This is a genomic window from Clostridioides sp. LIBA-7678 (assembly GCF_056716065.1).
The window spans coordinates 1,437,863-1,460,776 of sequence record NZ_CP196987.1 but is presented as its reverse complement, the minus strand read 5'-3'; the positions used below and the strand labels follow the sequence as shown (position 1 = coordinate 1,460,776).

Genomic DNA, 22,914 nt, shown 5'->3' with positions numbered 1-22,914 from the left:
AATGTTTAAAATATATTATAACACATATATGATTTTATTTTTCTACATTTATATAATATATAAATTATAAATAGTTATTTAATTAATATATAACAATACCTTTTAGAATATGATATATTATATTAATTAAAATTTTTTAAGATAAGTTATATTTATTGGAAGGAGCTATATAAATGAATATTTACGCTCATAGAGGTTTTAGTGGAAAATATCCAGAAAATACTATTTTAGCTTTTAAAAAATGTTTGGATATGGACATATATGGAATAGAACTTGATGTTCATAAGACTAAAGATGGAAAAATTGTAGTTATTCATGATGAAAAAGTTGATAGAACTTTTAATGGACATGGATTTGTAAAAGACCTTACTTTAAAAAAACTAAAGACTCTAAATTCATCTTTTGAAGGATATCAATACAACAAAGAATGTAAAATTCCAACTTTAGAAGAAGTATTAATTTTAATTTCACCTACAGACCTTATTTTAAATATAGAACTAAAAACTGACAAGGTGAACTATCCTAATATAGAAAAAGATGTTTTGGGACTTATTTTAAAATACAATATGAAAAATCGAGTTCTTATATCTAGTTTTAATGGCAATAGCTTGAAAAACTTTCATAAATTAGACCCTAGTGTAAAAACGGCATTATTGTGTTATTTACCTATAAACAATGTAGTCAATTTTGCTAAATTTCTAGGTAATAGTTACCTTCATGCACCTTTAATTTTAGTAAATGAATCTCTTGTTGAACTTTGCCATACAAACTTACTTGGTATCAATGTATATACTGTAAATGAAGAGGATGATATGCTACATTGTCTAAAGCTCAATGTAGATGGCATTTTTACTAACTATCCAAATATAGCTTCAAATCTTTTAAGTTCAAAACAATATAGTTAACCTTACAATGTTTGTACTCCTTGACTTTTATATAATTAATATGTACAATTTTATTAAATTTATCTCGGAGGTATAGCTATGGATAACTTATTAAATGAACTTAAAGCTTTAAAAAGTAATTTAGATAATCTACCAATAGAAAAAATAGAAAATTATGATTTGAGTAAAACTGCTTTATTTATAATTGATGTCAATAATGGTTTTGCAAAACAAGGAGCTTTATACTCTCCTAGAGTAGAGTCTTTAATAAAACCAATTGAAGCATTTACAAAAAAAATAGCAAATAAATTAAATCGAATAATAGCATTTACTGACTCCCATACTTCTAAGTCTATAGAGCTTTTGAGTTATCCTGTTCACTGTTTGGAAAATGATATAGAAAGTGAATTGGTTGATGAGCTTAAATCAATAAATAATCTACTAATTCTTCCTAAAAATTCTACTAATGGATTTTTTGCATTAGAGCGTTTAGATTTTGATGATATAGACAACATAATTATAGTTGGTGATTGTACAGATATATGTATATATCAATTTGCAATAACTCTAAAAGCCTATTTTAATCAATATAATATTGAAAAAAATATAGTTGTACCTATGAATTTGGTAGATACTTATGATATCCCAAATGTTCACTCTGCAGAACTTTTAAACTTAGTATTCTTTAATAGTATGATTCAAAATGGTATCAAAGTATTAAAAGAAATACATTAATAATCCAATATTTTATACAGTATATTATGTAATTAATAAATGAGATATTTTCAATAAAAACTTTAATATAAGAATACAGTTTTAACAAAGACATCATTACTTATAAATATTATTTGCTACGGCTAGCTTATGCAATATAAAAAATCGCAATTTACATATTCATTACATATTTTTGTAAGAAATATAAATTGCGATTTTTATTTTTAAGTTATATAACTAAATAATATTGCTTCAATAGTTAAATTTACTTTTTAATAATCATACTTGTTTGTAGTCTCACACATAACTACTTTTATCTTTTTGTTGAACATATTCTTATATTCTAATAAAAACTCATTTAATTCTGAGTCCATAAGATTTATTTTTTTATCACTACAAAGCATTATTTTTTCTTGGTCTATTATTACATTAATATCATTCAAGTCATTTTTTATGAATGTTGTTATACAACTTTTTGGCTGAATTTTTTCACCATATTTCTCATAAAAACCTGCACTCTTCTTAAACGATTCTAAATCTTCTGTAGATACTTTGCTGGAAGTATTATCACTCATAAAACCTGCTGTAGAAGGGTCGATTCCAAAGTTTCTAAGTTGTTTTTCTACTTCTTCAGTGTCCATACCATATCTCTCCATAAATTGCTTCTGTATTTTCATAAACTTTTCTTGAGATATGTTGTTATCTCTCATATAATCAAATATTTTTCTTGAAAACTCAGCCATAGACATTTTTCCATCCATAACAGAAAAATATAAGTTATATATATATTGCTCAAATTTATCTACATCAGAATCTTTAACTTTGTTCTTTAGTTCGTTAAAGTCTATTATTCTATCATCAGACATTCTTCATCCTCCTAGCTAAATTTTTACTTGTATAAGATTATACCATATTTCCATTATATTTATATACACACTATTTTTTTAATTTAATCATTTTTTCTGTAGCATTTAATTCACACATTCTACCTAAAGGAATAGTTACCATTGGGATGCAATGTCCAGACTGAAGATTATATATAGCTGGCTTATTTACCTTCCTTGCAAATTCCTCTAATAATTCTATCAAATCCTTTTCTTCAATACAATCTTTGAAATCTCCAAAAATTATACCATTACATTCCTCAAGTTTTCCTGAAGAATATAGTTGGGTTAACATTCTATCTAGTTTATATTGAGATTCTCCTATTTCCTCAATAAATAAAATTTTATCTTTTGCATCTATTTCATACTTAGTTCCCATTGTAGCAATTATTAAGGATAAATTTCCTCCCATTATTATTCCCTCTGCTTTACCTTCACATACTGTGTAAATCTTTTCTCCTTTTGGGTTTTCTAAATAGAGTTCATCTTTAAATTCTAAAGCATTTATTAGAGATTTATAGGTAAACTCATCCCATTTGGATACATTTGCTGCCATTATGCCATGATATGGTAAGAGACCACAATTTTTATAGAAAGCTAAGCTTAAACCTGTTATATCAGAAAAACCTATAAATGGTTTTGGATTTTGCTTTATTATATCATAATTTATTTTGTCTAATATCCTTGTTGTTCCATAACCTCCTCTTAAACACATAATCATATCTACATTTTTGTCTAAAAACATATCTTCTATATCTCTAACTCTGACATCATCATTACCAGCTAAATACCCTTTATAATTTAAACTACAACTTTCAGAAAATTTAACTTCATAACCATACTTCTCTAAATTAGACTTTATTTCTTCTAAACTTGTATTTCTCAATGGCCCAGATGGCGCAATTATTCCTAACATTTAAACACCTCTTATTCTAAAATGATATATTTTTCCTCATGCTAAATCTAGCTACTATAATTATAAGATATTTTATTTGTACTTGATACAGAATAATGATTTACATCAAATAATATAATTAATGAAGAGAAATAAATTTTTAATATAGTTAGGATGTGTTTTATGCTTAATATAAAAGCTCTTTGTAATGAAATAAATGATTGGGTTATAAATATCAGGAGAGATTTACATAAAACTCCAGAACTTGGATTAGAAGAGTTTCAAACTAAGAAAAAAATCATTAAATATTTAAATGAAATAGGTATAAATTACATCGAGTATAAAAATCATACTGGGATAACTGCATATATAAATATAAATCCAAATTTTGAAACAGTTGCAATAAGAGCCGATATAGATGCATTACCTATAATAGAAGAACTCAATTATTCTTATAAATCCATCAATCTTGGTAAAATGCATGCATGTGGTCATGATGCACATACTGCTATTTTACTTGGCACTTGTAATATACTATTTAAATTAAAGGATTATCTAAATGTAAATGTAAAACTCTTTTTTCAACCTGCTGAAGAAACCATTGGTGGTGCTCAGCTTATGATAGAAGATGGTTGTCTGAAAAATCCAGATGTTAAATATATATTTGGCCTTCATGTAAATCCCAATATCGATAAAAATTTAATTGAATTAAAATATAACACTTTGAGTGCCTCCACTGATACACTTCGATTGACTGTAAATGGCTCAAAGTGCCATGGGGCTTATCCACACCAGGGTATTGATGCTATAGTTATATCTGCTCATATCATAACTGCTCTACAAACAATAGTCAGTCGAAATACAAATCCTACCGATTCTGTGGTTATTTCTCTAGGAAAAATTGAAGGCGGAATTAAAGAAAATATAGTTTGTGATAAAGTTATTATAAAAGGAACTTTAAGAACTTTAACTCAAGAAACTAGAAACTTTTCAAAAAAACGAATTAAAGAAATTTGCGATTTTACTTGTAAAACATTTGGAGGAAGTATTTCTGCTGAAATTGAGGAGGGTTATCCAGCACTTATAAATTCAAATCATCTGGTAGATTATGTTAAACAAAATGCTATAGATTTATTTGGAAAAGAAAATATTATCATTAAAGATACACCTACTCTTGGAGCTGAAGACTTTTCATATTTCTTAAGGCACTGTGAAGGAGCTTTTTACCATCTTGGTTGTGCAAATAGCAAAAAAAATATTACCTCTCCTCTACATACATCTACCTTTGACATTGATGAAGATTGCCTTGTTACTGGTGTCATGCTTCATGTAAAAAATATATTAGCTTTTTAATTATTAATATTTATATCTAATAATTTTTTATATTGACTCTCACATGGTGTTAGGTACTATCCTAAAATTACAAATGACAAACCAAATAATTGGAGGTAATATTATGAAACAAATATCAGTAAATCCTATAGGAAAAATACGTGTTCAAGGTGAAGAAATCTTTATTGAATTGGATAAAAAATATATACCCGCACTAAAAGAACTTGATGACTTTGCTCACTTAAATGTACTTTGGTGGGCAGATGGATTTGATAATACCGAATTAAGAAATATTTTAGAAACTCCAAAACCATATAAAAATGCACCAGATATTATGGGAATATTTGCAACAAGGTCACCTATTAGACCTAATCCAATAGCATTAACTACTGTACAAATTATTAATATAGACCATGAAAATGGTATAATAAAAATCCCATATATTGATGCTAATGACAATAGCCCTGTTATTGACTTAAAACCATATACTCCAAGTGTTGATAGAATTGAAAATCCATCAGTTCCTAAATGGTGCAATCATTGGCCTAAAAGCGTAGAAAAGTCAGGAGAATTTGATTGGGAAAATGAATTTGAATTTTAAAACTATATAATTCTTCCTTTTATTTGCTTTAATATTAGTAAATTATCTTGTATACTTAAATATAAATAAATATAAAGGAGAAAATACATGACAATATTTAGTCTACAAGCAGCAAATTTATTTGGATGGATAGCTATGGTTCTTGGTGTTATCATGTCAATTAATGATAACAAAAAACAACTTCCAAAATTCAAAAATTTAAACTACTTTTTCTTTGCTTTCATAGGCTTATTTTACGCATTTACTTTATTTGCACTTGCTCAAAATTTTATACCACATATATTTAGAATATTAAATTGTATCATTTATATAATAATCCTAATAGCATGTAATAAAATTTCTACAAAGAAAAACCTTAATAGTAGTTTCTGGACATTATTTGGATTTTCAATAAATCCTATTTTATCAATAATTATTGTTTTCTTTATTAAAAATAAAAAATACAATTAAAATAATACATTTCTTTTTGAGAGTTATTTAGCAACTATAAAGTACACTTTTGTACATTAATTATCAGCTTATTTCTTATAACTCTCTATTTTTTTACTTTTATTTCTTATAACTTTCTACTTTTTGCCTTCTCTAACTAATTAATTACAAATCTATATAATAGTTTCTATAAACAATTTAACTTAAAAATGATACTTAACTATGTTAAACTAGTAAATGTAACCACTTATATGTTACAATCTTATATAAATATTATACATAAAAAAATTATACAAATAGATGTACTTAGTATTATATTTTTAATACTAGTTCAGTAATTTTCCAGTTACAGATTTAATAATAATTAATAGTAAGACATAATATTTTTATGACCTTTATTGATTATATTTTTCTGTTATCTGTTATTATCATTAATAATAAATATAAGGGGGTCTATATTATGAAATTATATTTAAGTGCTGATATAGAAGGTACTTGTGGTATTGTAAATTGGGATGAGACAAAACTTGAATGCGAATTTTCACATCACTACAGAACACAAATGAGCAAAGAAATAGCAGCTGCATGTAATGGAGCTACTCAATCTGGCATGTATGAAATACTTGTTAAAGATGCACATGATAGTGGTAGAAATATTAATCCAGACATTTTACCTGAAAATGTAAAAATACTTAGAGGATGGACTAAAGACCCACTAGTTATGATGGCTGGAATTGATGAAAGCTTTGATGCATGTATATTTACTGGTTATCATTCTGGAGCTACTTGTAATGGTAATCCACTTTCTCATACCATGGATATTGATTACGACTATTTTAAAATAAATGATGAAATAGCGTCTGAATTTACTATAAATGCTTATATTGCTGCATATTATAATGTTCCTGTAGCATTTTTAAGTGGAGATGAAATGCTTTGTGAGAGTGCAAAAAAACTAAACCCAAATATAGTTACTATACCTGTATCAAAAGGAATTGGAAATGGTTCAATTTCAATACATCCAAATCTAGCACTAAAAGAAATAGAAAAAGGTGTTAAAAAAGCTTTATCTGGAGATTTATCTAGACACTTAATAAAATTACCTGATAAATTCAAGATAGAAATAAAGTTTAGAGAACATTACAAGGCTTTTAAAGCTTCTTTTTATCCAAATATGAAAAAAATAGATTCTCAAACAATATTATTTGAAACAGAAGACTATTATGAATTTTTAAGAATGTTATTATTTATATAAATTAAGGAGTTGATTAAGATAAGTAATAAAAGAAGAATTCCTTTAGGCGAATTTATTTCTGTATTTTTATTTTTTGCTGTTTTTTTTGGTATAACTTTTTGTATTTTCACGGTTATAGGAATTGGCTTCTTATCATTCTTAGGTTTTGAATATAAATCTCTTGGGTCTGTACTAATTTTCTTTTTAATATATTTTTGTATAACTACCCCAATTGATTTTTTATGCACTACTATTTTAGATATATTTAGATATGTAAACAAATTACCTTACTCATTATATAAATTTTGCGAATTTATAATTGATTTTATACTAACTTTTCTAGCTATGAACATAATTGATACATTTATGGATTCAATAACGATTCCTTTAAGTACAGAAATCTTATTCGCTTTACTCTCTTATCTTTTATCCGAATGTATGGATTTTTTTGATAGAGATAAGAAAAAGTCCTAATAAAAAAGATAGATTTTTTGATAGAACACATACATTAGTGTATCTATTATATAATCTATCTTTATTTTATTTAACAAGTTTTCTTAATTAAAATATAGTTTCTTCTATCTCTCTAGTCATTTGTTTCGCATTATCAAAAAAATCTTCTATATATACTACTTCATCACTCACTCTTGAATATTCAGCTGCAAATGCCATTACATGACTTTGTATAGCCTCTTTCGCTGCTACTCTACTCTTTTCTAATTCTTTATTTAAAACTAATTTAACAAACTCAGAAATAAGATTTCTGTCATATTCCTCTACCATATTCTGTTTATTTGATGGTTTTATAACTATTTCTTCATTTTTTCCAAATTCTTTAATTCTTATCTCATTTTTATTTAAGTCTCCGCCAACTTCACCATGGCTAAACATTAGCTTTATAGTTCTTCCGTTTTCTTTAGTAAATGCACATAAATTAAAAGTAGCTGTCACTCCATTTTCAAACTGCAATATATTTACCATATTATCTACAACATTATTATCACATCTATAGACACATCTTCCATATGGGCTAGTCTCAAGTATTTTTAAAATATTTTCTTCTGTCGGATTTATGTGAACAGCCCTGTTTATGCTTCTATCTTTTTCTAGATAAATTTTCTTGGCTGAATATGGACATTTTTTTTCAACTAAACATTGAAGACAGTTCTGTGCCATTTCTCCACTAGCATGTTGGTTGTTAAGATGCTTCAAACTTCCAAATGCAGATATTTTTTTACATCTACTACCTACTAAATATAATAAGATATCCATATCATGACAACTCTTAGCTAAAATTAAAGGACTTGTTTCATTACTATTTCTCCAATTTCCTCTAGTAAAACTATGTGCAAAATGCCAATATCCTATATTTTCATTGTACTGTATACTAACCAGTTCTCCTAATTTCTTACTTTCTGCAATTTCTTTTAATTTATTATAAAATGGAGAATATCTAAGTACATGACAAATCATAAAAATCTTATCTTTGTACTTATCACATAAATCATTTATATGCACCAAACCATCTAGACTGTTAGACATTGGCTTTTCTAATAATATGTGATAGCCTTTTTCAAAAGCTAGTTTTGCTACATCATAATGTCTATCATCATTTGTAGCTATTATGACTGCATCTGCCATTTTATCTTGTTCAAAAAAATCTTCTAAAGTTTCAAATACGTTTTTGCTATCTAAATTATATTTTTGTGTAAATAATTCTCTTCTTCCTTTTTTAGGTTCAGCTACAGCAACTATTTCACATACATCAGAATTTTCATAAATATATGGAGCATATGCATATGTTCCTCTATTACCTGCTCCAATTACAGCAATTTTCACCTTTTCCATACTTTAATTTATCCCCTTTATATTATTTATACTACTCTATTATAGTCTATTTTTACATACATTTGGATATTTTTAATAAAAGAAACAGCAGTTATAACTTTTCAATTTTAACTGCTGTTTTATACCAGTATATTAAATATTTTCAATCTATATATTATTTAACGTCAATACAAAATCTTAAGTATTAAATACAGACTCTAAACACAATTTTTATCTATCTTATTACTTTATTATCTTCTATTTTCTTTGTCTAATTTATCTAACTTCTTATTATATAAAAACATATAAAATGCTGCTGAAAATACTATTAAATATCCAACAACACTTAGCATATCTGGATAAACATTGAACAAGAAGATACTTAAAATTGCTGAAAAAATTATATTACTATAATCAAAGATAGAAATTTCCTTAGCAGGTGCATACTTATATGCTAGAGTTATTCCAAATTGACCTAAACTTGCAAATACGCCTCCTAGTAACAAATATATAAGTTGCATAGGAGTCATTGGCTCATATACTGCAAAAGCAATTGGCCCTACAGTAATCAACGAAAATACTGAAAAGAAAAATACAATTGTATAATAATCTTCTCTATCTCCAAGAACCCTTAAACATGTATATGCCATTGCTGCAAATATAGCTCCAGCAATTCCTCCTAAGTAGGGAATCACTTCTACACTAAATGTTGGTTTTATTATAAATAAAGCCCCTATAAATGCAATTATAATAGCTCCTATCTGTTTTACATTTATTTTCTCTTTTAGAGCAATTGCACAAAATATAACTACAAGAAATGGACTCATTTTATTTAACATGTTAGCATCTGAAAGCATCAATCTGTCAATTGCATAGTAATTAAATATAACTCCTAAAGTTCCAAATATTGACCTATATAAAAGCACTTTTAAATTTTCCTTTTTACCAGTTAGACTACCTCTATGTTTTATGATAAGCCAAAATGCTATTATGGCTGATACCAAGTTTCTAAAGAACACTTTTTGAAAACTTGGTAAATCCCCTGCTAGTTTTACAAATGCAGACATCATTGCAAAACCAAGAGCTGATAATATTATGAACATTATGCCCTTTATTCGATTTGATTTGATTGTACTACTCATACTTACCTCTTTTCTATATAAATATATAAAGTCATATTAATTAAAGACTTCTACTAATAGATTAAATAATAATTATCTAAATATTCCAATTTATACTATAATTAAAAGTATAAATTATGTCAAGTAGCTAATAAAGCTTTTCAATTAATAACAATAATAATTATAATTAAAAAGTTGTATGTTTTTATAGATTATTATTACAATATATAATATAATTTTATATAGTATAGACTTTTTTTAATTTATTATTTAGATTTTTAATAGATTTTTTAATTATGGAGGTATTTAAAACATGGAAATAAAAAGATATGAAGGAACTGGAAGAATGAGTAGAGCTGTAGTTCATAACAACACAGTTTACTTATGTGGACAAACTCATGCTGAAGGTGGAGTAATTGAACAAACTACTGAAGTTTTAGCTAAAATAGAAGATTTATTAAACAAATATGACTCAGATAAACAACATTTATTATCTGTTACTATTTATTTAAGAGATATGAAAGACTTTGAAGCTATGAACTCTGTTTGGGATGCTTGGGTTGAAAAAGGATTTGAACCTGCTAGAGCTTGTGTTGAAGCTAGACTTGCTAGAGAGCATTTATTAGTTGAAATGAGCGTTGTAGCAGCTACAAAATAATTAATTTAACTAACAAGGAGATATAATATTGATATTATATCTCCTTACTATTTTATCCATATCAATTTAATTATTTTCTACAGGCAATATCAATCTGGATGGATATTTACCTCCATGATAAATGATATTTTTTGCTTCTATATACTCAATACTATTATAACCTTCTACAGTGTTGCTATTTTGAAAAATAAAGTTTTTAGCACTAGATGTTATATCTAGTCTAATTTTATGACCAACTTTAAATGTGTTTGATATTTTTGAAGTTATAATTGAGAACTTGTAAATCTCTCCTTCTTCCATAAACTCCGACTTATAAAAACCATTTCTAAATCTAGCACTAAGTATACCATCAGCTAATTTAATTGAATTCCCATCTAAATCTACATCCATGATTTTTATAACCCAGTCAGTATCTTTGGCAGAACTTGATGCAAAGAACTCTAACTTTATATCACCTGTTATAGTAAATTCTTCACTAAAAGCATCTGATGTATAACACAACATGTCACTTCTTTTTTCTAAATCCCTATAGTTATTTGGAACACCAACTTCATTTTCTGACATATCAATTAGTTGTATTGATGGGTCTTTAGGATTATATATATACTTATCACACTTTTCTTCTAAAGCACTATCAAATACTAATCTTCCATTTCCCAAAGATGTGTTAGCATTCCCATCACTTATTAGATATAAAGGCTTATCTATTTTGTTTTTTATTGGCCAATTTGTTTCTGTCTTCCACCTATTAGAACCAACAGAATAATACTCTACTGGAGCAGTCTTATCTATATTGTTTTCTATACCTTTTAAGTATTTATCGAACCATAGCAGATAATTATAATCCAAATCATATCTCAATGAATTATTTCCTAAAGAAATACCATTTATATCTCTTAGAGTATTTGAGTTATGCATCCATGGACCTAAGATAGCCTTTCTCTTCCCTTTTTCATAACCTTTTATTACATCTAAAGCTTCTGTAGTCCCCATGCCATTATCATCATACCATCCAGATACAACCAATGCAGGTACATTTATTTTACCTTTTTGTGAATGCCAATCCATCATATCCCAATACTCATCTTTTTCTACTCTTTTTAGCCATTCTTCTAGGAACTTAATCCTATACCCAAGAGCTTCAACAGGTATATTCTGTATTGGTCGTATGTTTAAAACATCATCCCAATCATCTCTTACCATTTTACTTCTATCAACTTTATTTCTTGATACCATAAATGCCCATGCAAGCATACCAGATACGAAGGCTCCTCCTTTTCTTGGTATGTCAATAAAAGGACTTCCTGATGTTACTATACTAACTAAAGCTTTAAGATGTTTATTACTTGAAGATGCAGCTGCCCATTGAACATAACCAAGATAAGATGCCCCTAACATGCCAACCATGCCGTTTGACCATTTCTGTGATACTATCCAGTTTATAGTACTATCTCCATCTTCCCTTTCATGAATCATCGGCTCCCAATCACCTTCTGATTCATTTCTTCCTCTAACATCTTGTATGACAACAACATATCCTCTTTGTACATATTTATAGTATATTTCTTTATCATTTTCTTTTCCATATGGAGTTCTCATAAGAATTGTTGGTGCTTTTTTAGTAGAATCTATAAAGTTAGGAAGATACACATCTGTAGAAAGTTTTATTCCATCTTTCATATCAACCATATAATTTCCACCAAATTTTATAGAATATATCTTTTCATTTTTATGAGTTTTATTCCATTCTTCTAATACAGTATAATCTTCATATCCATCCATAACTAATATAGTACAAGTTTCCCTAGATAAGCATATGAAACCAACTATTTTATTATCCACAATAATTATATCTAATGGAAATTTTTTATTTCTTTGAACCCATATGTATTCATTAAGCCTAGAATATGTCTCTCCTAACTTATTTATAATGACGCTTTTATTTGTATTTATTAAACTACTAGTGTATACATCAAAGTTATAAAATAAAGAGTTTAAATCCATTTTTGTAAGATTTAAATAGTATGCATTTTCTTCTTTACTTATTACTTTTAAACTTTCGATTTTATTTGTAAAAGGATTTAACTTTTCAATTAATAACTCATTATCAAAAACTACATTTCCACTATATAATCCAGATATATATAGCCTAAATTTTAGCAATTAAATCACCTCCTATAATCCCAAAGACATTTTTATAGCATATGCCACTGATATACCTGCATAATTTCCTAACACTCCACCAATTACTCCCATGACCACTGCCACACTTACAAGTGAATTCCATTTTGCAGATGCAGCTACTAAAGCTGAAGTTGGTCCATCAGCAATTGCTCCTACTATAGAAAGTATTACATATTGATACTTTATTTTTAAAAGTCTAGTTATACATAGATGGAAAACAAATGAAGCAAAAATTATGCTAAAACAGTAAAGTGTTATGGTGAAAGTTGAACCTAAAAACTCTTTTATATCTACTGAAAAACCTATAGTACATAAAAAGAATAATGCAACAAATAATCCTAAATCCAAATTCCCTTTTAGCTTTTTTACTGGCTTTAACTGAGCAATTATAATTGAAATAGTTGTAACTAAAAGAATTCTTGCTGCACTACTAAAACTTGAATTGAAATATCCAGAAAGAATTGTTGCAACCTCTGTAACCACAAAACCTATGGCTAACATCCAAGCAATATCTTTAATACTCCACTCTTTTGACTCCATAAATTCTTCATTCTGCTCATCCTCTAATTCTGATTCTTCTACATGATATGGCCAAAGTTTTTTAAACTTCTTTGAATTCTTTAGTATAGCTGGTAGAGCAAACATGAATATTAATGTTGGTACTCCAATTACATAATCTGCTGCATTTGCTGCTGCAAGAGTTTGTCGACTTACATTAAGACCTGTACCAATGGCTGTAAGATTAGCACTTCCTCCAGTATATGTACCTACAAACATTCCAGCAACTTTCCAACCTTCTGATATTTTTTCTGCAAATACAAGTCCAAATAAAAATGCCATTATGCTTACAGTTAATACAGCTACAAAGATTGCAATCAAAGGCTCTTTTGATAACTTTGTCATTTCTTTTAAATCAACACTCATCAACATTATAGTCATAGAGACTGGAATGGCATATGTAGAAATAGTTCCATATAACTCAGTACTTACTGGAACTACTTTTAAGTTTGAAAGTATTATTCCCATTATGATTATTGTAAGTGCTGGTCCTAAACTCTTAATAGCTTTATATCTTTGTAAGTAAAAACCCAATGCAATCATTGATGTCATTATAGCAAGTATACTTCCTGTACTTGAAAAAAGTGTATTCATATTTAACCTCCAATTTTATCATAAGTTTACTTCTATTCCTAAGCCTGGTTTATTGACAAGATTCATAATATCTCCATCCATCACAAATCCTCCAGATATACCATTTAATTCTTCACAAAACATGAAACTATCAAGGTCAGCTTCTGTTATATTTTTTTTAGATGCAATTAAATTTGCTGCTGCTGTTATACCAATTCTCGTTTCAAGCATGCATCCTAACATACAATTTACCCCACTTGACTCGGCTATGTTATTAATTTTTATAGCAGGGTATATTCCTCCTGATTTCATCAACTTAATATTAAAGGTATCAACTGCATCCTTTTTTATAGCTTTAATAGCATCTATTGGTGAATGTAGTGATTCATCCATCATAATTTTTATATTACTCTTACTTCTTATGTAAGCAGTTCCATCCAAATCCCAATATGGAAGTGCTTGTTCAATTGCATCAACACCAAATTCTTCTAATTTTTTGATAGTATTTATACTACTATTTACGTTCCACCCCTGATTTGCATCAATTCTAATTCTTATGCTTTCTCCAACAGCTTCTCTAATTAATCTCACAGCTTCAATATCATCTTCAGGGTTTATCCCTGCTTTAAGCTTCAATATCCTAAAGCCTTCTTTAACTTTTTCTAAAGCTTCTTTTGCCATTTTTTCTGGTTTATCTATACTTATAGTAATATCTGTTTGAACTTTATTATCAAACCCTCCAAGAACTTTATGAAGAGGTGCATTCATGAGTTTTCCTTTGATATCATATAAAGCTATATCAATGGCTGCTTTTGCAGAAGTGTTACCTATTATAATTCCATCCATGATTGTATGTATCATTTCAATATCCAGTGGGTCTTTTCCTATCAGCTCTTTTTTAAACATAAGTAATATTGAAAGTACATTATCCAAAACTTCACCTGTTACTGCTGCAAGAGGAGCTGCTTCACCAAATCCATAATATCCTTCATCAGTTTCAATTTTTAAAATTATACTTTCCCCATATTCAATTACTCCAAATGAAACTACCACAGGTTTTTTTAATCTAATTCTTAGTTTTTCAAATTTTATATCTGTTATCTTCATATTACCCTCCTTTTTGAAGTTATAATTTAATTTTTTAAATTTTATACTTCAAATTATATTATTGCTTCAATACATATGTCAAGATAATTTACTGAAAATTTACTATTTTCTAAAATATTCTTCGATAATCTTCTTTTAATTACTATTTCTATGCTAAATTATTTTTTATTATACTAATTCAACAATAATTGATTTTTATAAATTTTTATTTACATTTAATTGAATTCTAATTATCAAAATATTCTATTTATTCTTATTGCCACTAATTCTATGTTATGCTATAATTACTTTGTTTTTATCGAATATTTATATTAATTTTATTAATTGGAGGTTCTTATGTTAGGTGAAAAGATGAGAAATATAAGAAAAAGCAAGAAAAAAACATTAAGTGATGTTTCCAAATTGACAGATTTATCTATAAGTTATATCTCTCAGATAGAAAGAGATGCTATTGAACCATCATTGTCTTCATTGAGAAAAATTGCTGAAGTTTTAGATACTCCTTTATATATGTTTATGGATGATAATAATACTGATGATTTAGTCATTAGAAAAGAAGATAGAGTTATGATGAAATTTCCAAGAAGTGAAATGTTTTATGAGATAGTATCTCCAATGCCAACATCTGAATTTACTCCTTCAAGTTTACTTGTAGAATTTGAACTTAAACCAGAAAGTGAAGATGCTAAAGATTGTATATATCACGCATCAGAAGAAATCATGGTAGTAACAAGTGGTATGGTTGATATTTGTATGGGGGAAAAAATAATAAGATTGAATACAGGGGATTCAACATTTATAAAAGCCAACATACCTCATAAAATCATCAATCCTAGTAAAGATACAATAGCTCGTGGATATGGTGTTATTTCTCCTCCAATTTGGCCAATAAAATCTAAATAAACACTATATAAAATACATACTTTTTATATATGCTACAAAATAAAAATATTTAAATACTACTTTTATTTTCAAATTGAAGTATTTATTTAAATCTATAATATTTATTTAAACTAAAAAATAGCTATTTGACTAACTAAACCATCTTGATTATGGTAAATAGTAAATAGCTATTTGTAAATTACGTTTTAATTTATAATAAGAGTTATGTTTATTAAGGTTAAATTAAACTGCTATATCATTTAACACTTTTGCTTTTACAACTCTTATATTTTTCATACTCTTGTAAATATCCTGAATCTTTTCTTCTTGTTCCCTCAGCAATCTATGTGCTTCATATATATCTACAAATTCAAATTTTACTACATCATTTGGCTTTGCTTGTGCCAACTTATACAAATCTACACTTATGACATTTCCTATTTTAGTATATCCACCACTAGTCTGTCTATCAGATAGCATTATAATAGGTTTTCCATGTCCAGGTACTTGTATGGCTCCATAAGAAATACCATCAGATATAATATCTGCTCCATTAAGGTGTTTTATACTCTCTCCATCCAGTCTACAACCCATTCTATCTATTTCATTTGTAACTTTGTATTCATTTGATAAAAACTTTTCTACTTCATCTTTAGAAAAAGCATCAAATTGAGGTCCTTTTACAATTCTTAAGACTATTTCTGAACTATAGTTTGGAATATATTTTGAATTTAATTTTTTATTTATTGTAAAATCTTTTTCCTGAATGAAAGTATTTATATAATCACCTTTTTTAAGTGCCCTACCTTCAAAACCACCAATCTTAGCTCTTGTATAAGTCGATTTACTACCCATTGCAAGTGGGACATCTATTCCACCAGCTATTGATACATATGCTCTAGCTCCTGATTTTACACCTCTAAATGATAATACATCGCCAGGGTTTATTTGATATGACCTCCAGTTTTGAATTTCTTTTCCATTTATTCTAGCGCCTAAATCTCCCCCAGTTACTGCTATTTGTGTATATTCATCAAATGTAATTGTAGGGCCCAACATTAAAACTTCTAAAGAAGCTTCATCTTCAGAATTTCCAACTAATATATTTCCCACTCTATGTGCATACTCATCCATTGCCCCACAACCAGATACACCATATTGTCCATATCCAACTCTACCTCTGTCTTGTATTAATGTTTGGAAACCTCCTAATTCAACTTTGAATCCCATATATACCACTCCCTGTACTATAACGATATTTAAATACTCAAATTATTTTTTTCAATTTCTATAAATTCATCTAATGTTATTGGAACAAATTTTATAAAATCTCCAGCTCTAAGTAAAATTTGTTCTTCTCTATTTTCATCATATAATTTTAAAGGTGTCCTACCAATTATTTGCCATCCTCCAGGACTATCGATAGGATATACACCTGTCTGAGAACCTGCTATACCAACACTTCCACCATAAATTTTAGTTCTTGGCACCTCTAGTCTAGGTGTAGCTATTCTTTCATCCATACCTCCTAGATACGGAAAACCAGGAGTAAATCCCAACATATATATCAAGTAATCTCTACTTGTGTGTATTTTTATAACATCATCCACAGTAAGATTATTATGACTTGCAACATTTTCAATATCTATACCAAAAACCTTATCATAACATACTGGAATCTCATGTATTTTAGGTTTTGGTAATTCTATACTTTCTAAATTATTTTCTATTTTTTTTAAACGCTCAATTAAACTATCAAAATCTATTTTTAGAGGATTATAACTTATCATAAGTGACCTATATGTTGGCACCATTTCTGTGACAATCCCTTTAAGATTTGATATCTCTATTGCCCTCATAAATGAAATTACTTTTTTATTTATATCTTCTGATATCTCATTTCCAAACTCAGCAACTACTGCTTTATCTCCTGATAGCAAGTATCTAGTTTTCATAAATGTCACCTCTTCTAAATTAAGCAAATAAAGTACCTAGACTACTAAGAGAAGTTATTCCTGTATAGGCAGATATTAATACTACTATTACTCCAAATATTAAAAGCCATGTAGGATGTTTGTAATCTCCAACAATATCTTTTCTTTTAGATGCTATAAGCATTATTCCTAATGTGATTGGAAGTATTAATCCATTTAAAGAACCTGCTAAAATTAATAAAGTTGCTGGTTTTCCTATAAATGCCATTATAAGTGTTGATATTGCTATAAATCCTATTATGAAATACTTTTCATTCTTATCTATAAAAGGGTTTAATGTTTTTAAGAAAGAGACTGATGTATAAGCAGCTCCTATAACTGATGTAATTGCAGCAGACCATAATACAAGCCCAAAGAATTTGTATCCTATTGCCCCTGCACTAAATTTAAAAGCTGAAGCAGCTGGATTTTCTGGGTCAAGTTGAAGACCTTTCGAAACTACTGCTAATATTGCTAAAAATAGAAGAACCCTCATCATTGTTGCAACTAATATTCCTAAAAGAGAAGATTTAGTTATTTCTTTTATATTTTCTTCTCCTGTTATTCCACCATCTATCAGTCTATGTCCTCCAGCAAAAGTTATATAACCTCCAACACTTCCTCCAAGTAGAGTTATTATTGGGAATATAAGCCCTTTTGGATTCTCTGGTTTTACCATTTTAAAAACTGCTTCTCCAACAGGAGGATGATTAGATATTGCTACATATCCAACTATAATTATCATACCTAATGCTAAAAACTTAGTTATCTTATCTACTAGAGAATTTGAATTTTTTGACATAAATACAAATATTGCTATCAATCCACTTAATATAGTTCCAAGTGTCATATTCATATTAAACATTACATTCATACCAAGTGCAGCTCCACCAACATTTCCTATGTTAAAAGCTAATCCTCCAAGCGCTACTAAAAAAGCAACTAGATAACCTAATCCAGGCACTATTTTATTTGCTATATCTTGACCTCTAAGACCTGATACACCAATTACTCTCCATACATTTACTTGAGCTCCTATAAAAAGAATTGTTGTAATTAAGATTACAAACGAAAAACTCGGCCCAAAATCTTGAGTAAATTGTGCTGTCTGAGTTAAAAAACCAGGTCCAATTGCTGATGTTGCCATTATAAAAGCAGCTCCTATAAGTGCCCCAACATCTTTTTTATTTTTCGTTTTATCAGTAATATTTTTTGTACTCATATTTTATCTCCCCCTCATATTATCAGTCTTAAACCATGTTCTCTGATGAACAAGCTTCCATATCTTCTAATGGACAAACTTCTATATTTTCTAATTCAAAGCGTTTTCTTATCTCTTTAACAAACTCTATTGCCTTTGGATTATCCCCATGAACACATATAGAGTCGGCTTTGATATGTATAACTTCACCTGTTAAAGTTTCTACAGTTCCTTCTTTTACCATCTTAACAACTCTATCTATTGCACATTTTGTATCATGTATAACTGCACCCTCTGCACTTCTTGGAACTAAAAATCCATTATTATCATAAGCTCTATCTACAAATACTTCATTTGCATACCTAAGCCCAATCTCTTTAGCAGAATTTATCATTTCACTATTGTATAATCCTAAAAGTATGATATCTTTGTTTACTTCATATATAGCCTCACAAATACCCATAGCTAAATCTTTATCTTTAGCTGCCATATTGTATAAGGCTCCATGCGGTTTTACATGTTGTATGTTACATCCATTTGAGCTTGCAAATGCCATTAAAGCTCCTAATTGGTATTTTGTATAATCTTTAGCTTCTTGCCTAGTTATTTTCATCTCACGTCTTCCAAATCCCATTAAATCTAGAAAACCTGGGTGCGCCCCTATTTTCACGCCATTTTCTTTAGCTAACTTTACTGTTTTGTCCATATGATTAGGGTCACCTGCATGAAACCCACAAGCTATATTAGCTGATGAAATATATTTTAAAACTTCTTCATCTAAACCAACCTTATATGCTCCAAAACTTTCACCTAAATCACTATTTAAATCTACTTTATACAATTTATGACCCCCCTCACTAGCATTTTGATAGAATAAGTAGTTTTAATTTTTAAATTTTGTTTATTTTATATATTGCATGAAATATTTTATTACTTTTATTCAATTTTAGTTTTGCAACTATTTCGTTGCATTTTATAATATAATTTTACCATTTGAGGAATATTTTTGCAATTATTTTAATTTCGCATTCATTTGTATTTCTTTTTCAAAAAATGTTTTTGCCATTTTTTAGTTAATAATTAATCATTTCTACCTAAAAAAAGGCATTTGACTTTCATTTTTAAAGTATTTTTCAATTTTAATCACTTTGTATGCAAGACAGAAGTATTTTTCTTCATTCATTTGTTTGTTTCATCTATATAATTATTGTTTTTTGTAAATAAAATATCTTTATATTCTCTTAAGTAAATCTTTATAGAGTTTTACGTGTAATAAAATCATGTATACTAAATACATGTTAAAATATTATTTTAAAACAAAGACAATATTTGTACATATTGTAGACATACAAACCTATAAATTATACAATAGTATTATTAAGATTATATATTTTTTAACATAAATTTTGTATTGGGGGAAAAACAATGGATAAAAATTATACGATGCCAATATACCAAAAAATAGCTTTGGATATTGCAAATAAAATATATACAGGTGAAATACAAGAGGATTCAGTATTATTTGGACGTTCTGTTTTGGCTGGTAAATACAATGTATCTCCAGAAACTATAAGAAGAGCTGTTAAAATTTTAGAAGATATTGGTGTTGTTAAAAGCATAAAGGGTAAAGGTGTTATTGTATTATCTCCAGACAAAGCTTCTTCTTTTATAAAAAAATACAGGGATATTACAAATATATCATCATATAAATCAACTCTTTATAATTTAATAGATACTAAATCTAATTTAGAGAATGAAATATTGGATACTATAAATAAAATTTTAGATTATTCTAACAGACTTGAAATAATAAATCCTTTAGTGCCCGTTCAGTTCACAATAAATTCTAAATGTAAGTATGTTGGACAAACAGCCGCTCAAACTAAATTTTGGCAAAACACAGGTGCTACAATAGTTGCAATTAAAAGAGGTGAGGAACTTATAATATCTCCTGGACCGTATATCGAGTTTTTAGATGGAGATATTCTCTTAGTTGTTGGAGACAAACATATTTACAACTCTATACCAATGTTCTTATATGAAAGTGAAAAATAAATCATACAATTTAGTATGATTGTATAAAAAGTGTAAGTAAACAATAAAAAAAGAGCTTCATATTTTACATAAAGCTCTTTTTAAGTTCAAATAAATTTTGTTTTTGACTATTTTTTAAATATCTACTTCATCTTCTTTTTCCCAACTTAAAGCTCTTGATACAGCCTTCTTCCAACCTTTATATAATTTATTTCTCTTATCTTCATTCATATTTGGATTAAATTCTTTTTCTACTGACCATTTTGATGGGATTTCATTACTTCCAATATAGAAACCAACAGATAATCCTGCCAAATATGCTGCCCCTAAAGCTGTTGTTTCTACTATCTTAGGTCTATCTATATCTACATTTAATATGTCCGACTGAAATTGCATTAAAAAATTATTATTACTTGCTCCACCATCAACTTTTAGTGACTTTAATTTCAATTTTGAATCATTTTGCATCGCTTCTAAGACATCTTTTGTTTGATAAGCAATCGATTCCAATGTAGCTCTTATTATATGTTCTTTTTTTGCACCTCTTGTAAGACCTAAGATTGACCCTCTAGCATACATATCCCAATATGGAGCTCCAAGACCTGTAAATGCTGGTACTACATATACACCATTAGTATCCTCTACTCTATTTGCATACATTTCACTATCTTTCGCAGATTCAATTATCTTTAATTCATCTCTAAGCCATTGAATAGATGCACCTCCTATGAATATACTTCCTTCTAATGCATATGTCACTTTTCCATCAACACCCCAAGCAATTGTTGTAAGCAGTCCATGTTTAGATTTTACTATCTTACTACCTGTATTCATAAGTAGGAAGCAACCTGTTCCATAAGTATTTTTTGCAGTACCTTCTTCAACACAGTTTTGACCAAATAATGCTGCTTGTTGGTCTCCTGCACATCCAGCAATAGGTATTTTAGCTCCTGATAGCATACGTTCATCTGTATGGCCATAGACATAACTAGAGGGTTTTACTGATGGTAACATGCTTATTGGTATATCTAACTCTCTTAGTATATCTTTATCCCATTCTAAACTATTTATATTGTACATCATCGTTCTAGATGCATTTGAGTAATCTGTTACATGTACTTTTCCACGTGTCAAATTCCATATTAACCATGTGTCTATAGTCCCAAATAACAACTCTCCTTGTTCTGCTTTTTCTCTAGCACCTTCTACATTATCTAATATCCATTTTACTTTTGTTGCTGAAAAGTATGCATCTATTAAAAGACCAGTTTTTTCTTTTATTAGTTCTTCTAACCCTTTATGTTTAAGCTCATCACATATTTCTGATGTTCTCCTACACTGCCATACTATCGCATTATAAATCGGTTTCCCAGTATACCTACTCCAAACAATTGTAGTCTCTCTTTGATTAGTTATTCCTATTGAAGCAATTTCTTCTGGTCTTATTCCTGCTGTTTCTATAACTTCTCTCATTACTCCACTTTGTGAACCCCATATTTCCATAGGGTCATGTTCTACCCACCCAGCTTTTGGGTAAATTTGTTTGAATTCTTTTTGTGCGATTTTTACTATTTCACCCTTTTTATTAAATAGTATAGCTCTTGAACTAGTTGTTCCTTGGTCTAGTGCCATTACATACTTCTTTTCCATCACAGTATTCTCCTTATCACATAATAATATTTAATTTATTAAAAAGAAAAATCTAATATTACATATTTAAGTAAATAATCATACTTAAGTATAAATTTAATAAATTAGATACTTCTAATAAGACACTTATTTTATATCATATCTATATAATAATATTATACATTATAGCTTAC

22 protein-coding genes are annotated in these 22,914 nt (G+C 28.1%); 10 read left to right on the top strand and 12 right to left on the bottom strand.

Features of this window, described 5'->3' with window-relative positions; all coding sequences use genetic code 11:
• Positions 1–173 precede the first annotated feature (173 nt).
• Positions 174–905, top strand: coding sequence for a glycerophosphodiester phosphodiesterase (locus ACTG46_RS07055; protein WP_074178934.1), 732 nt, complete (start codon positions 174–176; stop codon positions 903–905).
• Positions 906–983: 78 nt separating this feature from the next.
• Positions 984–1,619 carry an isochorismatase family protein gene (locus ACTG46_RS07050; RefSeq protein WP_479923814.1) on the top strand — a complete coding sequence of 212 codons (636 nt, stop codon included), beginning with the start codon at positions 984–986 and terminating at the stop codon, positions 1,617–1,619.
• A 251-nt stretch (positions 1,620–1,870) separates the two neighbouring features.
• On the opposite strand, the gene ACTG46_RS07045 is transcribed toward ACTG46_RS07050, so the two are convergent.
• Both ACTG46_RS07045 and ACTG46_RS07040 read right to left on the bottom strand, forming a co-directional pair.
• Entirely contained in the window at positions 1,871–2,464 is a 594-nt protein-coding gene (locus ACTG46_RS07045; protein WP_054269881.1) for a DUF3867 domain-containing protein, read from the bottom strand.
• 70 nt (positions 2,465–2,534) lie between these two features.
• Complete coding sequence (locus tag ACTG46_RS07040; RefSeq protein ID WP_479923813.1) at positions 2,535–3,398, bottom strand: S66 peptidase family protein; 864 nt, start codon at positions 3,396–3,398, stop codon at positions 2,535–2,537.
• A 162-nt stretch (positions 3,399–3,560) separates the two neighbouring features.
• Between ACTG46_RS07040 and ACTG46_RS07035 the strand changes: the two genes are divergently transcribed.
• The 5 genes from ACTG46_RS07035 to ACTG46_RS07015 all read left to right on the top strand — a co-directional run bounded on the left by ACTG46_RS07035 (position 3,561) and on the right by ACTG46_RS07015 (position 7,447).
• The gene (locus tag ACTG46_RS07035) at positions 3,561–4,730 is read left to right on the top strand and encodes a M20 metallopeptidase family protein (RefSeq protein ID WP_479923812.1); all 1,170 of its coding nucleotides are present in this window, start codon (positions 3,561–3,563) and stop codon (positions 4,728–4,730) included.
• A gap of 103 nt (positions 4,731–4,833) precedes the next feature.
• Entirely contained in the window at positions 4,834–5,310 is a 477-nt protein-coding gene (locus tag ACTG46_RS07030) for an SAM-dependent methyltransferase (protein WP_054276363.1), read from the top strand.
• Between the two features lie 87 nt (positions 5,311–5,397).
• The gene (locus ACTG46_RS07025) at positions 5,398–5,760 is read left to right on the top strand and encodes a hypothetical protein (protein ID WP_054276362.1); all 363 of its coding nucleotides are present in this window, start codon (positions 5,398–5,400) and stop codon (positions 5,758–5,760) included.
• Between the two features lie 439 nt (positions 5,761–6,199).
• Positions 6,200–6,994 (top strand): M55 family metallopeptidase, encoded by a 795-nt coding sequence (locus tag ACTG46_RS07020; RefSeq protein WP_054269876.1) that lies wholly within the window; start codon positions 6,200–6,202, stop codon positions 6,992–6,994.
• Positions 6,995–7,003: 9 nt separating this feature from the next.
• Positions 7,004–7,447 carry a regulatory YrvL family protein gene (locus ACTG46_RS07015; protein WP_074178930.1) on the top strand — a complete coding sequence of 148 codons (444 nt, stop codon included), beginning with the start codon at positions 7,004–7,006 and terminating at the stop codon, positions 7,445–7,447.
• Positions 7,448–7,534: 87 nt separating this feature from the next.
• On the opposite strand, the gene ACTG46_RS07010 is transcribed toward ACTG46_RS07015, so the two are convergent.
• Both ACTG46_RS07010 and ACTG46_RS07005 read right to left on the bottom strand, forming a co-directional pair.
• Positions 7,535–8,821 carry a Gfo/Idh/MocA family protein gene (locus ACTG46_RS07010; RefSeq protein ID WP_479923811.1) on the bottom strand — a complete coding sequence of 429 codons (1,287 nt, stop codon included), beginning with the start codon at positions 8,819–8,821 and terminating at the stop codon, positions 7,535–7,537.
• A gap of 230 nt (positions 8,822–9,051) precedes the next feature.
• Positions 9,052–9,942: a DMT family transporter gene (locus ACTG46_RS07005; protein ID WP_054269874.1), complete on the bottom strand. Its 891-nt coding sequence runs from the start codon at positions 9,940–9,942 to the stop codon at positions 9,052–9,054.
• A 292-nt stretch (positions 9,943–10,234) separates the two neighbouring features.
• Here ACTG46_RS07005 and ACTG46_RS07000 point away from each other — a divergent pair, with 292 nt between their 5' ends.
• Entirely contained in the window at positions 10,235–10,579 is a 345-nt protein-coding gene (locus tag ACTG46_RS07000) for a RidA family protein (protein WP_054269873.1), read from the top strand.
• A gap of 66 nt (positions 10,580–10,645) precedes the next feature.
• On the opposite strand, the gene ACTG46_RS06995 is transcribed toward ACTG46_RS07000, so the two are convergent.
• The 3 genes from ACTG46_RS06995 to ACTG46_RS06985 are packed head-to-tail and all read right to left on the bottom strand — an operon-like array spanning position 10,646 to position 15,001.
• Complete coding sequence (locus ACTG46_RS06995; protein WP_479923810.1) at positions 10,646–12,742, bottom strand: CocE/NonD family hydrolase; 2,097 nt, start codon at positions 12,740–12,742, stop codon at positions 10,646–10,648.
• Positions 12,743–12,754: 12 nt separating this feature from the next.
• Positions 12,755–13,915: a DUF819 family protein gene (locus ACTG46_RS06990; protein WP_054269871.1), complete on the bottom strand. Its 1,161-nt coding sequence runs from the start codon at positions 13,913–13,915 to the stop codon at positions 12,755–12,757.
• 18 nt (positions 13,916–13,933) lie between these two features.
• Positions 13,934–15,001, bottom strand: a complete 1,068-nt coding sequence (locus tag ACTG46_RS06985) for a mandelate racemase/muconate lactonizing enzyme family protein (RefSeq protein ID WP_054269870.1) — start codon at positions 14,999–15,001, stop codon at positions 13,934–13,936.
• A 336-nt stretch (positions 15,002–15,337) separates the two neighbouring features.
• Between ACTG46_RS06985 and ACTG46_RS06980 the strand changes: the two genes are divergently transcribed.
• Positions 15,338–15,904 carry a helix-turn-helix domain-containing protein gene (locus ACTG46_RS06980; RefSeq protein WP_054269869.1) on the top strand — a complete coding sequence of 189 codons (567 nt, stop codon included), beginning with the start codon at positions 15,338–15,340 and terminating at the stop codon, positions 15,902–15,904.
• 222 nt (positions 15,905–16,126) lie between these two features.
• Here the strand turns inward: ACTG46_RS06980 and ACTG46_RS06975 are convergent, their stop codons facing one another.
• From ACTG46_RS06975 to ACTG46_RS06960, 4 genes are read right to left on the bottom strand one after another with little or no spacing between them, the layout of a single operon-like run.
• Positions 16,127–17,113 (bottom strand): 5-oxoprolinase subunit C family protein, encoded by a 987-nt coding sequence (locus tag ACTG46_RS06975; protein WP_054269868.1) that lies wholly within the window; start codon positions 17,111–17,113, stop codon positions 16,127–16,129.
• 29 nt (positions 17,114–17,142) lie between these two features.
• On the bottom strand, positions 17,143–17,838 hold the full coding sequence (gene pxpB, locus ACTG46_RS06970; protein WP_054269867.1) for a 5-oxoprolinase subunit PxpB: 696 nt from the start codon (positions 17,836–17,838) through the stop codon (positions 17,143–17,145).
• A 19-nt stretch (positions 17,839–17,857) separates the two neighbouring features.
• On the bottom strand, positions 17,858–19,078 hold the full coding sequence (locus tag ACTG46_RS06965) for an NRAMP family divalent metal transporter (protein WP_054269866.1): 1,221 nt from the start codon (positions 19,076–19,078) through the stop codon (positions 17,858–17,860).
• 28 nt (positions 19,079–19,106) lie between these two features.
• Complete coding sequence (locus ACTG46_RS06960; protein ID WP_479923809.1) at positions 19,107–19,898, bottom strand: LamB/YcsF family protein; 792 nt, start codon at positions 19,896–19,898, stop codon at positions 19,107–19,109.
• A 584-nt stretch (positions 19,899–20,482) separates the two neighbouring features.
• Between ACTG46_RS06960 and ACTG46_RS06955 the strand changes: the two genes are divergently transcribed.
• Positions 20,483–21,112, top strand: coding sequence for a GntR family transcriptional regulator (locus tag ACTG46_RS06955; protein ID WP_021384134.1), 630 nt, complete (start codon positions 20,483–20,485; stop codon positions 21,110–21,112).
• A gap of 114 nt (positions 21,113–21,226) precedes the next feature.
• Here the strand turns inward: ACTG46_RS06955 and glpK are convergent, their stop codons facing one another.
• Complete coding sequence (glpK, locus tag ACTG46_RS06950) at positions 21,227–22,741, bottom strand: glycerol kinase GlpK (protein ID WP_167640048.1); 1,515 nt, start codon at positions 22,739–22,741, stop codon at positions 21,227–21,229.
• Positions 22,742–22,914 lie beyond the last annotated feature (173 nt).